Source organism: Ruegeria sp. AH3 (genome assembly GCF_056536265.1).
In genome coordinates this window covers 1,266,242-1,281,250 of sequence record NZ_JBQFJL010000001.1, presented here as the reverse complement: position 1 = coordinate 1,281,250, position 15,009 = coordinate 1,266,242, and the positions used below count along the sequence as shown (strand labels likewise).

16 protein-coding genes are annotated in these 15,009 nt (G+C 58.1%); 9 read left to right on the top strand and 7 right to left on the bottom strand.

What is annotated here, in order from left to right; genetic code table 11:
• Positions 1-95 precede the first annotated feature (95 nt).
• From ACR3EM_RS06375 to ACR3EM_RS06360, 4 genes are all read right to left on the bottom strand, one after another.
• Positions 96-503: a DUF934 domain-containing protein gene (locus ACR3EM_RS06375; RefSeq protein ID WP_480469961.1), complete on the bottom strand. Its 408-nt coding sequence runs from the start codon at positions 501-503 to the stop codon at positions 96-98.
• Entirely contained in the window at positions 500-1,261 is a 762-nt protein-coding gene (locus ACR3EM_RS06370; RefSeq protein ID WP_480469960.1) for a phosphoadenylyl-sulfate reductase, read from the bottom strand. The genes ACR3EM_RS06375 and ACR3EM_RS06370 overlap by 4 nt, the downstream gene beginning before the upstream one ends.
• A complete protein-coding gene (locus ACR3EM_RS06365; protein ID WP_480469959.1) occupies positions 1,251-2,915 on the bottom strand; it encodes a nitrite/sulfite reductase in 1,665 nt (554 codons plus the stop codon). The genes ACR3EM_RS06370 and ACR3EM_RS06365 overlap by 11 nt, the downstream gene beginning before the upstream one ends.
• Positions 2,916-2,979: 64 nt before the next feature.
• Positions 2,980-3,294 (bottom strand): DUF2849 domain-containing protein, encoded by a 315-nt coding sequence (locus tag ACR3EM_RS06360; protein ID WP_480469958.1) that lies wholly within the window; start codon positions 3,292-3,294, stop codon positions 2,980-2,982.
• 176 nt (positions 3,295-3,470) lie between these two features.
• Between ACR3EM_RS06360 and ACR3EM_RS06355 the strand changes: the two genes are divergently transcribed.
• Entirely contained in the window at positions 3,471-3,950 is a 480-nt protein-coding gene (locus ACR3EM_RS06355) for an Lrp/AsnC family transcriptional regulator (RefSeq protein ID WP_480469957.1), read from the top strand.
• Between the two features lie 149 nt (positions 3,951-4,099).
• On the opposite strand, the gene ACR3EM_RS06350 is transcribed toward ACR3EM_RS06355, so the two are convergent.
• Positions 4,100-5,281: a cytochrome P450 gene (locus tag ACR3EM_RS06350; RefSeq protein ID WP_480469956.1), complete on the bottom strand. Its 1,182-nt coding sequence runs from the start codon at positions 5,279-5,281 to the stop codon at positions 4,100-4,102.
• Positions 5,282-5,328: 47 nt separating this feature from the next.
• Between ACR3EM_RS06350 and ACR3EM_RS06345 the strand changes: the two genes are divergently transcribed.
• From ACR3EM_RS06345 to ACR3EM_RS06315, 7 genes are all read left to right on the top strand, one after another.
• Positions 5,329-7,062 (top strand): sensor histidine kinase, encoded by a 1,734-nt coding sequence (locus tag ACR3EM_RS06345; RefSeq protein ID WP_480469955.1) that lies wholly within the window; start codon positions 5,329-5,331, stop codon positions 7,060-7,062.
• A complete protein-coding gene (locus ACR3EM_RS06340; protein ID WP_480469954.1) occupies positions 7,059-8,288 on the top strand; it encodes a sigma-54-dependent transcriptional regulator in 1,230 nt (409 codons plus the stop codon). The genes ACR3EM_RS06345 and ACR3EM_RS06340 overlap by 4 nt, the downstream gene beginning before the upstream one ends.
• A 369-nt stretch (positions 8,289-8,657) precedes the next feature.
• Positions 8,658-9,659, top strand: coding sequence for a DctP family TRAP transporter solute-binding subunit (locus ACR3EM_RS06335; RefSeq protein ID WP_480469953.1), 1,002 nt, complete (start codon positions 8,658-8,660; stop codon positions 9,657-9,659).
• 116 nt (positions 9,660-9,775) lie between these two features.
• Positions 9,776-10,453, top strand: a complete 678-nt coding sequence (locus ACR3EM_RS06330) for a TRAP transporter small permease (RefSeq protein ID WP_480469952.1) — start codon at positions 9,776-9,778, stop codon at positions 10,451-10,453.
• Complete coding sequence (locus ACR3EM_RS06325) at positions 10,453-11,829, top strand: TRAP transporter large permease (protein WP_480469951.1); 1,377 nt, start codon at positions 10,453-10,455, stop codon at positions 11,827-11,829. Before ACR3EM_RS06330 ends, ACR3EM_RS06325 begins: the two co-directional genes overlap by 1 nt.
• A 152-nt stretch (positions 11,830-11,981) precedes the next feature.
• Positions 11,982-12,293, top strand: coding sequence for a DMT family transporter (locus tag ACR3EM_RS06320; RefSeq protein ID WP_480469950.1), 312 nt, complete (start codon positions 11,982-11,984; stop codon positions 12,291-12,293).
• A gap of 60 nt (positions 12,294-12,353) precedes the next feature.
• Positions 12,354-12,800, top strand: a complete 447-nt coding sequence (locus tag ACR3EM_RS06315; RefSeq protein ID WP_480469949.1) for a nucleoside deaminase — start codon at positions 12,354-12,356, stop codon at positions 12,798-12,800.
• An 11-nt stretch (positions 12,801-12,811) separates the two neighbouring features.
• On the opposite strand, the gene tpiA is transcribed toward ACR3EM_RS06315, so the two are convergent.
• A complete protein-coding gene (gene tpiA, locus ACR3EM_RS06310) occupies positions 12,812-13,561 on the bottom strand; it encodes a triose-phosphate isomerase (protein WP_480469948.1) in 750 nt (249 codons plus the stop codon).
• A gap of 120 nt (positions 13,562-13,681) precedes the next feature.
• Here tpiA and ACR3EM_RS06305 point away from each other — a divergent pair, with 120 nt between their 5' ends.
• A complete protein-coding gene (locus ACR3EM_RS06305) occupies positions 13,682-14,593 on the top strand; it encodes an isopenicillin N synthase family dioxygenase (protein ID WP_480469947.1) in 912 nt (303 codons plus the stop codon).
• Here ACR3EM_RS06305 and ACR3EM_RS06300 read toward each other — a convergent pair.
• Positions 14,590-14,955, bottom strand: coding sequence for a HesB/IscA family protein (locus tag ACR3EM_RS06300; protein ID WP_480469946.1), 366 nt, complete (start codon positions 14,953-14,955; stop codon positions 14,590-14,592). The genes ACR3EM_RS06305 and ACR3EM_RS06300 overlap by 4 nt on opposite strands.
• Between the last annotated feature and the right edge of the window lie 54 nt (positions 14,956-15,009).

Below are 15,009 nucleotides of genomic sequence, written 5' to 3'. Positions count from 1 at the left end.
CGGCTGGGTAAACCGACATCTCCGTTTAATCTTTGATCCAAGTCAGGAAAAGGGGGCAGATTGCCCCCGTCCTTCAAAAGCAGGCGATGGTTGTTTCAGCCGCGCAGTCGAGCCTGATAGTTGTTGTCCTGCCAATTGGCGCGCGCAAGCCATTGATCTTCGGGCTGGCGGTTGGCTAGATTGTGATCGATCTCGACCTCATCAAAGCCGCTGCGCCGTGCCATGGCGTATTGATCGGCCAGTACGTGCCCTTTGGCGCGCAGGCGGCCGGTATAGCCTTTCAGGCGCAGAACGCGAGCGATCGTGAAACCTCTTCCATCCGCCGAAGACGGAAAATCTACGCGCACCATTTTGGCGCTGCCCAGACGTTCGACCAGTTCATCCGGGTCAGTGTCCGAGGCAACATCCAGCGCGACCACGTCATTTGCTGCATCGTCCAGCGTGACATAGCCGTCAGTCCAGTCATCGGGGGCGAAGCCCTCGTCCGTTACGATTACATTCATGTTTTCTCTCCGGTGCGGACTATCTTGCCATCGACAAAATGGATGCCGCACTCTTCTTTGTTCTGGTTGCGCCAACGTCCGGCGCGCGGGTCTTCGCCTTCTTTGACCGGCGAGGTGCAGGGCGCACAGCCGATCGAGGGGTAACCTTTGGCCACCAGCGGATGCCGGGGCAGGTTGTTTTCGTCCATATAGGTGCGCACGTCTTCGGGTGCCCAATGGGCCAGCGGATTGACCTTGATCCGACCCGTTCCGTCCTCGACCTCAAAGAACTCAAGCGCAGCTCGGGTGCCTGCCTGAAACCGCTTGCGCCCGCTGATCCAGCCGCAATACCCCGTCAGCGCCTGTTGCAGCGGGAAGGTCTTGCGCAGATTGCAGCACGCATCGGTGTCACGCAGGTGCAGAGCACCGTAAGGATCGTCACGTTGCACGTCTTCCTCATCCGCGTGGATGATCCTGACATTGCGCAACCCCAGGCGCGCGCTAACCTCTTGCTGGTATTCCAGCGTTTCGGTGAACAGCATCTGAGTGTCGATGAACAGCACCGGGGTCATCTTGTCGACCACCGCCGCCATGTGCAGCAACACCACCGACTCCGCCCCGAAACTGGACACGAGGGCGAGCTCGTCGATCTCTTCGATGGCACCGTGCATCACGTCGTGAGCAGAGTGGTGCCGGAACCGGGCGTTCAGCGCTTCGACTTTTTCTGTCAGTACGCTGCGGTCTTTGCCTAGTTCCGTCTGGATCAGGTCAAGCGGCATTCGCCTGAGCCTCGGGGTAAAGGGCAGCCTTGAACGGAGCCATGCCGACGCGACGGTAGGTTTGCAGGAATTCCTCTTCGGCGCTTTCGCGCTGTTCCAGATAGGTGTTCACGATCCGCTCGACTGCCGGAACGATCTCATCATAGGCAAAGCCCGGACCGGTGCGGTCGCCGATGGCAGCCGTTTCGGTACCGTCGCCACCCAGCGTGATCTGGTAGTTCTCGACGCCTGCGCGATCAAGGCCAAGGATACCGATATGGCCCACGTGGTGGTGCCCACAGGCGTTGATGCAGCCTGAGATCTTGATCTTCAGGTGACCGATATCATGCTCAAGCTTCAGGTCATCGAACCGAGTTGCGATTTCCTGTGCAACGGGGATCGAGCGTGCTGTCGCCAGTGCACAATAATCCATACCGGGGCAGGCGATGATGTCGCTGATAAGACCAATATTGGCCGTCGCCAGCTCGTATTCTTTCAGCTTCGCGTGGATTGCGGGCAAGTCCGACTTGTGGACATGCGGCAGGATAACGTTCTGCTCGTGGCTGATGCGCAGCTCGTCATAGGCGAATTCTTCCGCCAGATCAGCCATCACGCGCATCTGCTCAGCGGTCGCATCGCCCGGCGTCTGGCCGTGCTTCTTGATCGAGATCGTGACAATCGCATGATCCGCATTCTTGTGCGGCGCGATATTGGTGTCGACCCAAGAGCGGAAGACCGGATCGTTGGTATAGGCGGACTTAAAGGATGCAACCGACCCCTCGCGGAAGGTCGGGGGCGCGAAGTGGCCCTTGATCTCTTCCAGCAGGTTCATATCCGCGCCTTTGAACTGCGGGCGAACCTGCAGGAATCGTTCGTTGACCTTGGCGCGGATGGTGTCGATGCCGTTCTCGTGCACGGTGATCTTGATACGCGCCTTGTACTTATTGTCGCGGCGACCGATCTGGTTCCATACGGAAACGGTGGCCTCCAGATAGGCTAGCAAATCGTCGAAGGCGACGAACTCGGACAGTTCTTTGCCGATCATCGGCGTGCGACCCAGGCCACCACCCACGATGACACGAGCGCCCAGAACGCCGTCACGCTCAACCAGTTGCAGGCCGATGTCATGTGCCTTGATCACTGCGCGGTCATTTTCCGAACCGGTGATGGCGATCTTGAACTTGCGTGGCATGAACTGGAATTCTGGGTGGTCGGTGGACCACTGGCGCAACAGCTCGGCATAAGGGCGGGGGTCGGCGACCTCATCCGCGGCGGCACCGGCGAAATGGTCGGCGGTCACGTTGCGGATGGTGTTGCCCGAGGTTTGAATGGCGTGCATGCCAACCTCGGCCAGCGCGTCCAGCATATCCGGCACATCGTTCAGCTTGGGCCAGTTGTACTGGATGTTCTGACGGGTGGTGAAGTGGCCGTAGCCCTTGTCCCACTTCTCAGCCAGCAGAGCTAGTTGGCGCATCTGTGCGCTGCTCAGTGTGCCGTAAGGAATTGCAACGCGCAGCATGTAAGCGTGCAGTTGCAGATACAGGCCATTCATCAGGCGCAGGGGCTTGAATTCGTCTTCGGTCAATGAGCCGTCAATGCGGCGCTCGACCTGTGCGCGGAATTGCGCATTACGTTCTGCCAAAAATGCTGTGTCGAACTCGGAGTAGCGATACATGATTAGCTGTCCTTAGTTGCAGCCCCGAACCCAGGGCCTTGAAGAGGGGAGAGAGAGCCTGTGATCAGGCTCGGGGCTGCGGGGAAGTTTCCTGTTTGCCGTGGGCATAGTTGGACGGACCAGTCCGACGGAAATCTTCCCGGAAATGTGTGGGCTCGGGGCCGTTGTCTCCGGCCACGGCATCCGCCAGATAGGCACCAACAATCTTGTTGACCTGACGCTCTGCATCCAGCAAACGCAGCTGGGCATGAGCTTCATCTGTGATCAATTCGGCCTCGGAGAGTTCGCGGGACCAGCGATCATCTTCGGTCAGATAAATCACATCGCCTTCCAACAGATCGTTGGCTGTAACCACTTTGGGTGTAAAAGCGCGGGGCATCAGGCAAGGTCCTCGTTGTTTACAGGCGTCAGCGCATTGCTGTTCAGGTTGTTTGACTTGAGTGACAATATAGGAAATATTCCCGCATAAGCACCATATCTCTCGACAAATAAGAACGTTCGTTTTGCTTGGTGGAGTTGGTGGAGCTTCTGTTCTGAATCTAGGGAAATAATGGAATGTCGGTGCGCATAGACGACACAGATCGGAAAATTCTGGCTGAACTACAACGAGACGCCAGCCAATCACTTGACGAAATCGCGGCACGGGTCGGCAGTTCCAAGACCCCGGTCTGGAATCGCATTCGCAAGCTGAAAGGGGCCGGAGTGATCGGTCAGCAGACTGTGCTGCTCGACGCCGAAGCACTTGGTTTTGAGGCAACTTTCTTTGTGTTGATCCGCACGTCCGAGCATGAAGCCGATTGGCAAAAGAAGTTTCTGCAAGCTCTGCGTGACCGCCCGGAGGTACAAGAGGCCCACCGGTTGGCGGGGGATATCGATTACATCCTGAAAGTTCGCGTCAAAAATGCGCGTGCTTATGATGCCTTCTACCAAGCCCTGATATCAGAGGTGCGGGTGCACAACGTGACCGCTCTGTTGTCGATGGAAGAAATTAAGTCCACCACGATGTTGCCGCTGAATGTGACGAGCTCTGTTTGATACTGATCGACAAATGGGGGGCGCTGCCCGCGTCGCCGTGTGGCGACTCCCCCGAGATATTTATAGCCAGATGAAGAAGGGATCCGTTCTTCATTTGGTGCAAAATACCTCCGCCGGAGGTATCGCGCGGCATGCGCGACCTGATGGCTTCAGATGCTAACCTTCAGCTCGGTCAAGCCATGGAAATGGTAGCTGTTCGAGTATTCCGGTTTGTTCAGTAGCATCAGATTGGGGCATCTGCTGAACAAAATCGGTAAAGCGATCCTCATTTCAAGGCGGGCGAGCGGGGCTCCGACGCAGAAATGCAAGCCTCCTCCGAAGCTGGTATTGGCGCTGATCCGGCGGGTTGGATCGAAGCTGTTGGGGGCGTTCCAGACCGATGGATCCCGGTTGGCGGCACCCAGAAGCAGGGCGACCTGCTCTCCGCGTGCAAATTTGTGCCCGAAGACTTCGACATCTTCGTAAGCATAGCGGGTGAACTTATGCAGGGGCGGATCGAAGCGCAGTATCTCTTCGACCATGTTGTCTATGACGTCTGGGGAAGCAATCTGCTCCTGAGTGCCGGTTTCCAGGATTGTTTTAACGCCATTTCCTAGGGCGTGAACAGTCGCCTCGTGACCGGCATTGAGCAAGAGGATACAGGTTGTGATCAGCTCCTCACGCGAAAGCTTGGTGCCATCTTCTTCGGCAGCAATCAGGCGCGTGATCAGGTCATCGCGCGGATCCTTGCGGCGTGTTTCGATGTAGCCTTCGAGGAAACGTGTAAACTCGGTTGAGGCGCGTGCGGCGGCGTCTTCGGTCTGGCGCGTGCGGCTGGCCTGATACATCGCGACCATAGCGTGTGACCAGTCCAGAAGCTGCGGTGCCATGTTCTCGGGCACCCCCAATAGACGGCAAATGGTGATCACCGGCACCTGAGTGCAATAGGCTTGCAGAAGGTCGAAAGGCTCGTCCGGAAACTGATCAACTAGCGCATGGCAGAGCGTTTCGAGGGCGGGTGCAAGATCTGCTATGGCACGCGTCGTGAAAGCCCTTAACACAAGCGCGCGCAGCCGTGTGTGACGAGGTGGTTCGAGCTCCAGCATCGAATGCGCTTCGATTGCGAGCCAGGGCGCGAGGTGATCCGGACCAGGCTTGACAAGTTCTGCCGGGATTTCGCGCCCAAAGCGACGATCTTTCAGCAGAGCCTGTACGGATTTATTAGAAGCAGCAGCAACCATCCCATAATCTTCCCAATAGAACAGATCGCCGAACGCGCGTGCGGTGTCATAGAATGGATAAGGGTTTTGTACAAAACCAGGGTCGGTGGGGGATTGGGACAGTGTCTTCATGCGCTGCACACTTGCCACGGGTCGCTGCGAATGCAAGACCCTATGACATGCAACGGGTTTGGATCATTGCCGGGTTTCTGTGTGCGGTTGCTTTGTTGTCGGCAACAGTCTGGACCTATGGTTACCGTCAGGCGCTGACTCAACTGAGTCAGCAGGCCGAGGCTGATCTTGAGCTGGCAGCAGACCGATTGAGCACTCAGATGCAGGTGTATCAGGAGGTTGCTGCATTGATGGCGGATCATCCGGCATTGCGGGCGCTTGGGACTCCGACGCAGGTTCGAACCGCGCAATCGGTCCTGTTGGATGTGGCGGATAAGACAGCTGCGGTTAACGTGATCTATCTGGCACCGGATGGCCGGGTTCTGGCGTCAGCGCAGCCCGTTGCGCAAACAGACATGGCTGAACATCCGGCGTTTGAACGCGCCATGCAGGGTGCCCTTGGCAGCGCGCACGGGGTCATGCCGGGCAGTGGGGATCGGATCTATTCTTACGTTGCTCCGGCCTTTGGTCCTGCGGGCCGGGTTGTGGGCGCGCTGATGGTCGTGGCCGATGTGCAGGATGTTGAGCAGACCTGGCGTGGTAGCACCGAGGCTGTGTTTTTCGTCGACGCCAATGGAGTTGTATTCATCTCCAACAGGTCGGATCTGCTGTTCTGGCAGCGTGCGGATGGGCAGCCGGGCCTGACGCCACCGGATGGTCAATCGGTTGATTTCGCCTCAACACTGGTGGGCGGGCATGAACTCTGGCGGTTGGGATGGGGGCGCTACTTCCCGCGCCGCGCCCTGCATCTGACACTTGCGTTACCCGTGATCGATATGACAGCCGAGGTTTTAGTCGATGTCGCCCCGGCGCGGCGTTTGGCAGGATTGCAGGCCGCAGCCGTCGCCGCGATCTGTTTTGCCTTTGGCGCGCTGTTGTTTCTGGCCTCGGAACGTCGTCGTACGTTGGCTCTGGCCAACACGGTATTGGAGAGCCGTGTTGCGCAGCGTACCCGGGCCCTGACGGCGGCGAACTCAGCGTTGCGGCGCGAGGTAGCGGAGCGGCAAGAGGCTGAGGCGGCGCTGAAACAGGCGCAGGCAGATCTGGTGCAGGCCGGTAAACTGAGCGCGCTTGGCAAGATGTCAGCCGGGATCAGTCATGAGCTGAACCAGCCACTGATGGCGATCCGTCAGTTCGCGGATAACGGTTCGGCCTTTTTGGAACGGGGCAAGGGTGAAAGAGCGGGCGAAAATCTGGGTCGTATTTCCGACATGGCGGCGCGCATGGCGCGGATCATCAAGAACTTGCGCGCATTTGCCCGCAACGAAAGCGAGCCGATGGGGAAAGTCGATCTGGTTCAGGTTCTAAACACCGCCGTCGAACTGACCGAGGCCCGGTTGCGCGATGAAGATGTGACGCTGGATTGGTCGCCGCCCGAGGTCGAGGTTTATGCTTGGGGTGGCGAAGTGCGGTTGGGTCAGGTTTTCGTCAACCTGATCAACAACGCGGCGGATGCCATGGCAGATCAGGCCTCGCGTCGGATTTCGATTCGCCTGACCGAAGAGGAGCGTATTCGCGTATCGGTGCGTGATACCGGTCCCGGCATCAAGGATCCGGACCGGGTGTTTGAGCCGTTCTATACCACGAAGACGGTAGGCAGCTCGGAAGGGATGGGGCTGGGGCTGTCCATCTCATATGGCTTGGTGCAGAGTTTCGGAGGGGACATCCGAGGCGCGAACACCGAAGACGGGGCCGAGTTCACTGTCGAACTAGAACCCTATGATGAGGACAAGATCGCATGATCCGTAAGGTTCTTTTGGTGGATGATGACTCGGCTGTGCGTGAGGCGTTGGCCCAGACGCTGGAACTGGCCGAGTACGAACCTGTTGCTGCCGGTTCCTTCGTGGCCGCCAAGGATCATATCCGGCGCGATTTTGAAGGGGTGATCGTTTCGGACATCCGGATGCCGGGGCGGGATGGGTTTCATCTGTTGAATTATGCGCGTGAGGTTGACCCGGAATTGCCGGTTGTTCTGTTGACGGGCGAAGGGGACATTCCAATGGCTGTACAAGCGATGGGGCAGGGTGCGTTTGATTTTCTGGAAAAACCCTGTGCTGCTGCCGATCTGCTGTCTGTTCTGGGGCGCGCTTTTAGTGCGCGGGCCGAGGTCCTTCAGTTGCGCGAACAAAAGAGCGAGCTGGAACGCGGTGATCCCGCTGCGCGGATACTGTTTGGACTGTCCGAGCAAGCCGAAGCCTTGCGTGAACGTGTGCGCGCAGTGGCGCCGACGCGGGCCGAGGTGCTTGTCACTGGTCCGGTGGGCAGCGGTATTTCCAAGGTGGCTGAGGTTGTGCATCTGATGTCTCCGGGCGGGCAGGGTCCGTTCGTCAAACGATCTGCGTCGGGGCTGACCGTCGAGGAACTGAGGAAGGGATGCGACGACGCCTCGGGAGGGTCGCTGTTTCTGGATGAGGTTTCGGCCATGTCCGATGCCACGCAATACGCGACTCTGGAGTTGATCGAGCAGGAATCAGAGGCACGTATCATCGCGGGAACGACGATGGACTTGTCTGAACTCGTTACACTGGGACGGTTCAATGCAGATCTGTTCTATCGTCTCGACGTAATGCGTGTGCGCATACCGTCTTTGTCTGAGCGTCCCGAGGATATCCCGGTTATTTTCCGCCATTACGTTGCACAGGCAGCCGAGCAAGCTGGCATTGCAGAGCCTGAGGTGACGCCCGAACATCTTGCCTCGCTCATGGCCCAGGATTGGCCGGGGAACGCCCGGTCGTTGATGTCGGCTGCAATGCGGTTTGTGCTGGGGATGCCCGAAGAAGTTGCCGAGGCCGGTGATCTAGGCTTGAGCGAGCAGCTTGCCCGGGTTGAGCGGTCGCTGCTGATCGCAGCGCTGGGTCGCCACAATGGCAAGGCTGCTGATGCGGCGAAGGCGTTGAAGCTGCCGCGCAAAACCTTCTACGACAAACTTGCGCGTTACCAGATTCGCCCCGAGGATTATCGCAGGTAACAAGAGCTCCCGCCTGTTTTGACAGCATTATCATGCTGTCAAAGCCGTTGGGCCGGGCAGCCCGCTGGTGCGGGCTGCGGTTGCGCGTCAGGTGAGACAACGCGATTCGGCTGGAATGATTCGCGATTGTGCGGAAATCCGCACAGCGCTGAATTTCGCTGTGCGAGATTCCGCACAGTGTTGGGGTCGCCTCGTCGAGATATTAGCAAAGCAGCTAGTTAAGCACATGATATGAATGCAGAAACATCGAATCCATATTCGCAAAAACAAATTCTTGAGAGCGTTGCGGCGATTCGCTTCACTGCGTCGCATATGGCGCTGGTCAGGCGCCTGACGGAAATCTCAAGGAAGTCTGGGAGGACAAAACTGATGAAATTCCTGGCAACAGCCGCTACTGCACTTGCGCTTACTGTGACTGCCACTGCAGGCATGGCCGCCTGCGACGATGGTGAGATCGTGGTCAAGTTTGCTCATGTGACCAACTCTGACAAACACCCCAAGGGCATCGCCGCATCACTGCTGGAACAGCGCGTGAATGATGAGATGAATGGGGTCATGTGCATGGAGGTGTTCCCCAACTCGACCCTCTACAACGATGACAAAGTGCTGGAGGCGATGCTGCAGGGCGATGTGCAATTGGCCGCGCCTTCACTGTCGAAGTTCGAAAAATTCACCAAACAGTTCCGCCTGTTCGACTTGCCGTTCATGTTCAAGAACATCGACGCTGTCGACGCGTTCCAGGCCTCGGATGCCGGTCAGGCGATGAAGGACAGCATGCAGCGCCGTGGCCTGCAGGGTCTGGCGTTTTGGCATAATGGCATGAAGCAGATGTCTGCTAACAAACCTCTGGTCGATCCTTCGGACGCGGATGGCCTGAAGTTCCGCGTTCAGAGCTCGGATGTGCTGGTCGCGCAGATGGAGGCTATCGGCGGTAGCCCGCAGAAGATGGCATTCTCGGAAGTCTATGGCGCGCTGCAGCAGGGCGTTGTGGACGGGCAGGAGAACACTTGGTCGAACATCTACGGCAAGAAGTTCTTCGAGGTGCAAGACGGCATCACCGAAACCAACCATGGCATTATCGATTACCTGGTGGTGACCTCGGTTGACTGGCTCGACAGCCTGGAGCCAGAGGTCCGCGATCAGTTCCTAACCATTTTGTCTGAGGTGACCGAGACCCGGAACAAGGAAGCCTTCGCCGTGAACGAAGCGGCCAAAGCCTCGATCACCGATGCAGGCGGTATCATCCGCGACCTGAATCCCGATCAGCGTCAGGCATGGGTCGATGCGATGAAACCCGTTTGGGACAAATTCGCGGACGACGTCGGTCAGGACAAGATCGACGCAGCCCAGGCGATCAACGCCGGGTTCTGATCCCGGTTGAGGCCGCGCGTCGGGGGACTGGGGAGTTATCGACGCGCAGGCCGGGCGGGCCGTTGTGAGGCCCGCCAACCTTTTACTCTCATCACAAAAAATGCGGGGACAGAGAGATGTCTGGTGCGAAACCCGGCCAAGGCGGGCTGGTCGACCATATCGAAGAGACGATGATCGCGCTTTTGTTGGGCGTGATGACGGTCGTCACCTTCGCCAACGTAATTGCGCGGTTTGTGTTCAATTCCAACATTCTATGGGCGCTTGAGCTGACGGTATTCACCTTCGGCTGGCTGGTGCTTTTAGGCGCATCTTATGCCGTGAAGAAACACGCGCATCTGGGTGTGGACGCGATCCTGAACATGCTGGCGCCGGCGCCGCGTCGCATACTTGCGTTGATCGCGGTGGCCTGTTGTCTGGTGTTCTCGTTGCTGCTGCTGAAGGGGTCGTACGACTATTGGGCGGTCTTTGCAGACCTTCCGCCGACCTCGGGCCGTTGGTTCCCGACCGGGTTCGACACCGGAGCGCGCAGCCAGAGTTTTTACGAAGTGGATGACATTCCCATGGTTGCCCCGCTGCGGTTTCTGGAAGATCTGATCAACTATGGCGAGGGGTACGAGAAGATCCCTAAGGTGATCCCTTATCTGGTGTTGCCGGTTTCCATGCTGCTGCTGGTCATCCGCTTTTCTCAGGTTGCAGTTCAAATCTGGCGCGGCGAGACCGACCGCCTTGTTGCCAGCCACGAAGTAGAGGACGAGATCGAAGAAGTCCGCGCTCAGCAAGGGGAGCATAACTGATGGACGTCGTTCTTCTTTTCTCGATGGTCGTTGGCCTTCTGCTGATCGGTGTTCCGATTGCAGTGGCTCTGGGCCTCAGTTCGACCCTGTTCCTGTTGATCTATTCCGACAGCTCTCTGGCCTCGGTCGCGGGCACTCTGTTCGAAGCGTTTGAGGGGCACTTTACCCTTCTGGCGATTCCGTTCTTCATCCTCGCGTCGTCCTTCATGACGACCGGTGGCGTGGCGCGCCGGATCATCCGGTTTTCGATTGCTTGTGTCGGGCATCTGCCGGGCGGTCTGGCGATTGCAGGCGTCTTCGCCTGTATGCTGTTCGCCGCACTGTCAGGATCGTCCCCTGCGACGGTTGTGGCCATCGGTTCGATCGTCATCGCCGGTATGCGGCAGGTGGGCTATTCCAAGGAATTCGCAGCCGGTGTGATCTGTAACGCGGGTACGCTGGGCATCCTGATCCCGCCCTCTATCGTGATGGTTGTTTATGCGGCCGCCGTTGAGGTCTCGGTCGGTCGGATGTTCTTGGCGGGCGTGATACCGGGCCTGATGGCCGGTCTGATGCTGATGATCACGATTTATGTGATGGCGAAGGTCAAGAACCTTCCAAAGGGAGACTGGAAGGGCTGGGGTGAGATTTTTGTCTCGGCGCGCGAAGCCGGTTGGGGGCTATTCCTGATCGTGATCATTCTGGGCGGTATCTACGGCGGTATCTTTACGCCGACGGAGGCTGCCGCGGTTGCTGCTGTCTATGCCTTCCTGATCGCAAGCTTTGTCTACAAGGACATGGGGCCGCTCAGCACCGAAGAGGGTCAACCCAATGTACCGCTGCTCAAGAAACCTTACGCACTGGTGACGGCCTTCTTCCATCCCGATACCAAGCATACGCTTTTCGAGGCGGGCAAACTGACTGTCACGCTGCTATTCGTGATCGCCAACGCGCTGATCCTCAAGCACGTTCTGACGGACGAGCAGGTGCCGCAGCACATTGCCAGCGCCATGCTGTCGGCGGGTCTGGGGCCGGTAACCTTCCTGATCGTGGTCAACGTGATCCTGCTGATCGGTGGTCAGTTCATGGAGCCCTCGGGCCTGCTGGTCATCGTCGCGCCGCTGGTGTTTCCGATTGCAATCGAGTTGGGTATCGATCCGATCCATCTGGGTATTATCATGGTGGTGAACATGGAAATTGGGATGATCACGCCTCCGGTCGGTCTGAACCTGTTCGTGACCTCGGGCGTGGCGGGAATGCCGATGATGAGCGTGGTGAAAGCGGCGCTGCCGTTCCTGGCCGTGCTCTTCGTCTTCCTGATCATGGTGACGTATATCCCGTGGATATCTACCTTCCTGCCCAACACCTTCATGGGGCCGGAGATTATAACCAACTAGGATTGGGCAACCAGTCTAAACCGGGCGGTTCTGCTGCCCGGTTTTTTTATGCCTTGAAGCCAGTGCTCGAACGCATATCTAAGTGTTTGAGGACGACCTCACCACCATGGATGACCATTCGGGACGACCCGAATTCGAAGTGAGGTGTTCTTATGCCCTGGATACTACTGTTGTTCGCTGGCCTGCTTGAGATTGTCTGGGCTGTCGCAATGAAGCAAACCGCCGGTTTTACACGGCTGTGGCCAACGGCGATCATGAGTGTCTCGATGGTCGGGTCCTTTGGCCTGCTTGCGCTGGCGATGCGGGACCTGCCCTTGGGCACCGCCTATACCATCTGGACCGGGATTGGCGCTGTCGGCGCGTTCACCGTTGGCATTCTGTTTCTCGGTGAGGCTCTGACCCCGATGCGTATCCTTGCGGCCGTCCTGATTGTCACCGGCCTAGTGGTGATGAAGCTGGCCTAAGCGTTGACGCCTGAAACGGGGTCGGGCAGCTTGGTGTGGCGATTCAATAGGATACTGCCCATGTTGACCGATACCGATGCACGCCTGCTTCGCCTTGCCTATGACGAAGCGAAAGCGGGGTTTGACGAGGGTGGTTGTCCCATCGGTTCGGTGCTGGCACGGGGCGGCGAGGTCGTCTCGCAGGGACGCAATCAGCGCGTCCAAGGTGGCGATCCGATCGCCCATGGCGAAATGGATGCGCTGCGTAAGGCGGGGCGGCAGAGGACCTACCGTGATACCGTGCTCTACACCTCGTTGTCGCCGTGCATGATGTGTTCGGGCACGATCATTCAGTTCGGAATCCCACGCGTCGTTGTTGGCGAGAATCAGAATTTCGGCGGCAATGAAGATTTCCTGCGCTCACGCGGGGTCGAGGTCATCATCGCAAATGACCCCGACTGTATTGCGCTCATGAAACGCTTTATCGAAGAAAAGCCCGAGCTATGGGCCGAAGATATAGCCGAATAGACTGATCGTGCTCACGCGGCTTCGAGCGCGCGAATAATGCCCGAGAAATCGTCGGCCTTCAGGCTGGCACCGCCAACCAATGCTCCGTCGACATTGGAAACACCAAATATCTCGGCAGCGTTGCTAGGTTTGACCGACCCGCCGTAAAGCAGGCGTACTGAGCGGCCAACGCCCTCGCCAAAGCGGCGTTCCAGGCGGGCGCGGATGAAGTCATGAACCTCACCGATCTCTTCCAGTGTCGGAACTTTGCCGGTACCGATGGCCCAGATCGGCTCATAAGCCACGATCAGATTCTCACCCGTCGACTGATCCGGGATTGAGCCTGACATCTGCCCGCCAATAATGTCCAACGTGTTCGCAGCTTCGCGTTGTTCGAGGCTTTCGCCAACGCATATGATCGCTTTCAAACCGGCATCCATCGCCGCGCGCGCCTTGGCGCGGACATCTTCGTTCTGTTCCCCGTGGTCCTCACGCCGCTCTGAATGCCCAAGGATCACCGCCGAGGCGCCTGCATCAAGCAACATGTCGGCGCTCAGATCACCTGTATACGCACCCGAGGCGGCGGCATGGCAATCCTGACCGCCCACCGCGATCTCAGTCCCGCTGACCGTACCCGAAGCGCGGTGCAGCAACGTCGCGGGTGGGCAGATCAGGATGTCGATCGGCGAAGAGGGGTGCGCAGTCGCCAGCTTCTCAAGCTCGCCCAACGCGGTGCTTGTGCCGTTCATTTTCCAGTTGCCTGCCGCCAGTTTGCGCCGCATCGCGATCCCTCCGCATTATCCGTTATGTGTTTCGGATATCACCCTCGCGCAGTGCTTACAATTCCGGTTGCAGTCCGGGCGCAGTAACGACAGATTGCGCGTGAAAATGCTGAGGGTGACATGATCGAAAACCTTGACCTTGCCAAGCTGGATCTACGCGATCCGCCAGAGCTGGCAAAGCTGAAAGACGCCGTTGGGCGCGTCGGCTTTCTGACCGTGTCCAACACGGGGCTTGAGGATGATCGCGTCCGTCAGGTTATTGCGGCCTATCGCTCGTTCTTTCATCAACCCGATGAGATTAAACAAGCCGTCGATATGGCCGTGACCGGCTCTAATCGTGGCTGGGGTGCCTCTCAGTCCGAGCAGGTCGATCCGGACGCAAACCCGGACTACAAGGAAGTATTCGACTGCGGATATGAATTGTCGTCCGGCGATCCCTATGCCGATCGCGGGCTGAGCGTTTACGCACCCAATCTCTGGCCCGATGTGGCAGAGTTTCGAACGGTAATCCAAGCCTACTACACCGAAGCCAGTGCAGTTGCGATGCGCGTTTTACGTGCGATTGCTGTGGCACTTGGCCGTGACGCGCAGAGTTTCGATGCCTCATTCGATACACCCATGGCTCTGCTGCGTGGGAACTTCTATCCGCAACGGCCCGATTGGGCAGGGAAAAAGGATTTCGGGATTGCCGCACACACCGACTATGGCTGCCTGACACTACTGGCTACCGACGGTGCGCCGGGTCTTGAGGTGCGCATGCCGGATGGTAGGTGGCAGGCCGTTGAGGCCGCTCCGGGCGCATTCATCATCAATTTCGGTGAGATGCTGGAATTCTGGACCGGTGGCGAGGTTAAAGCGACCCTTCATAGGGTGATAGGCGGTGCGGAGGAGCGGATCTCGGTCCCGCTGTTCTTTAATCCGTCTTACGATACCAACGTCGCCCCGCCGGGCTCAGGGCAGGTGATCCGGGCGGGTGAGCATCTGACACGCCGTTTCAATGAGACCTACGTGCACCTTCAAGCTGCGTCTTAACGCTGCGCTGCCAGTGTTTCGTCGAATTTGATCGATTCTCCGCAGCCACAGGCATCGACCACATTCGGGTTGCGAAACTTGAAGCCGGATTCAAGCAGCGAGACCTCATAATCGATCTCGGTTCCGAACAGGAACATCTGGGCCATGGGGGCAATCATCACGCGTGCGCCGTCTTGCTCGACCACTTCGTCATTGGGGTCGGCTTCATCGACATAATCCATGGTATATTCCATACCGGCACAGCCGCCTTTCTTCACACCGATGCGCAGACCGACATGACCGCCGGATTGCATCAGCTGAACAATTTGGGCAGCTGCTTTTTCTGTCATGGTCACGGCTTGTTTGCCGGGAATGCCAAACATGGTGGACTCCGTTTTCGCGCGTTACATCTAATCTAAGGCCGACGAGCGCCGGGC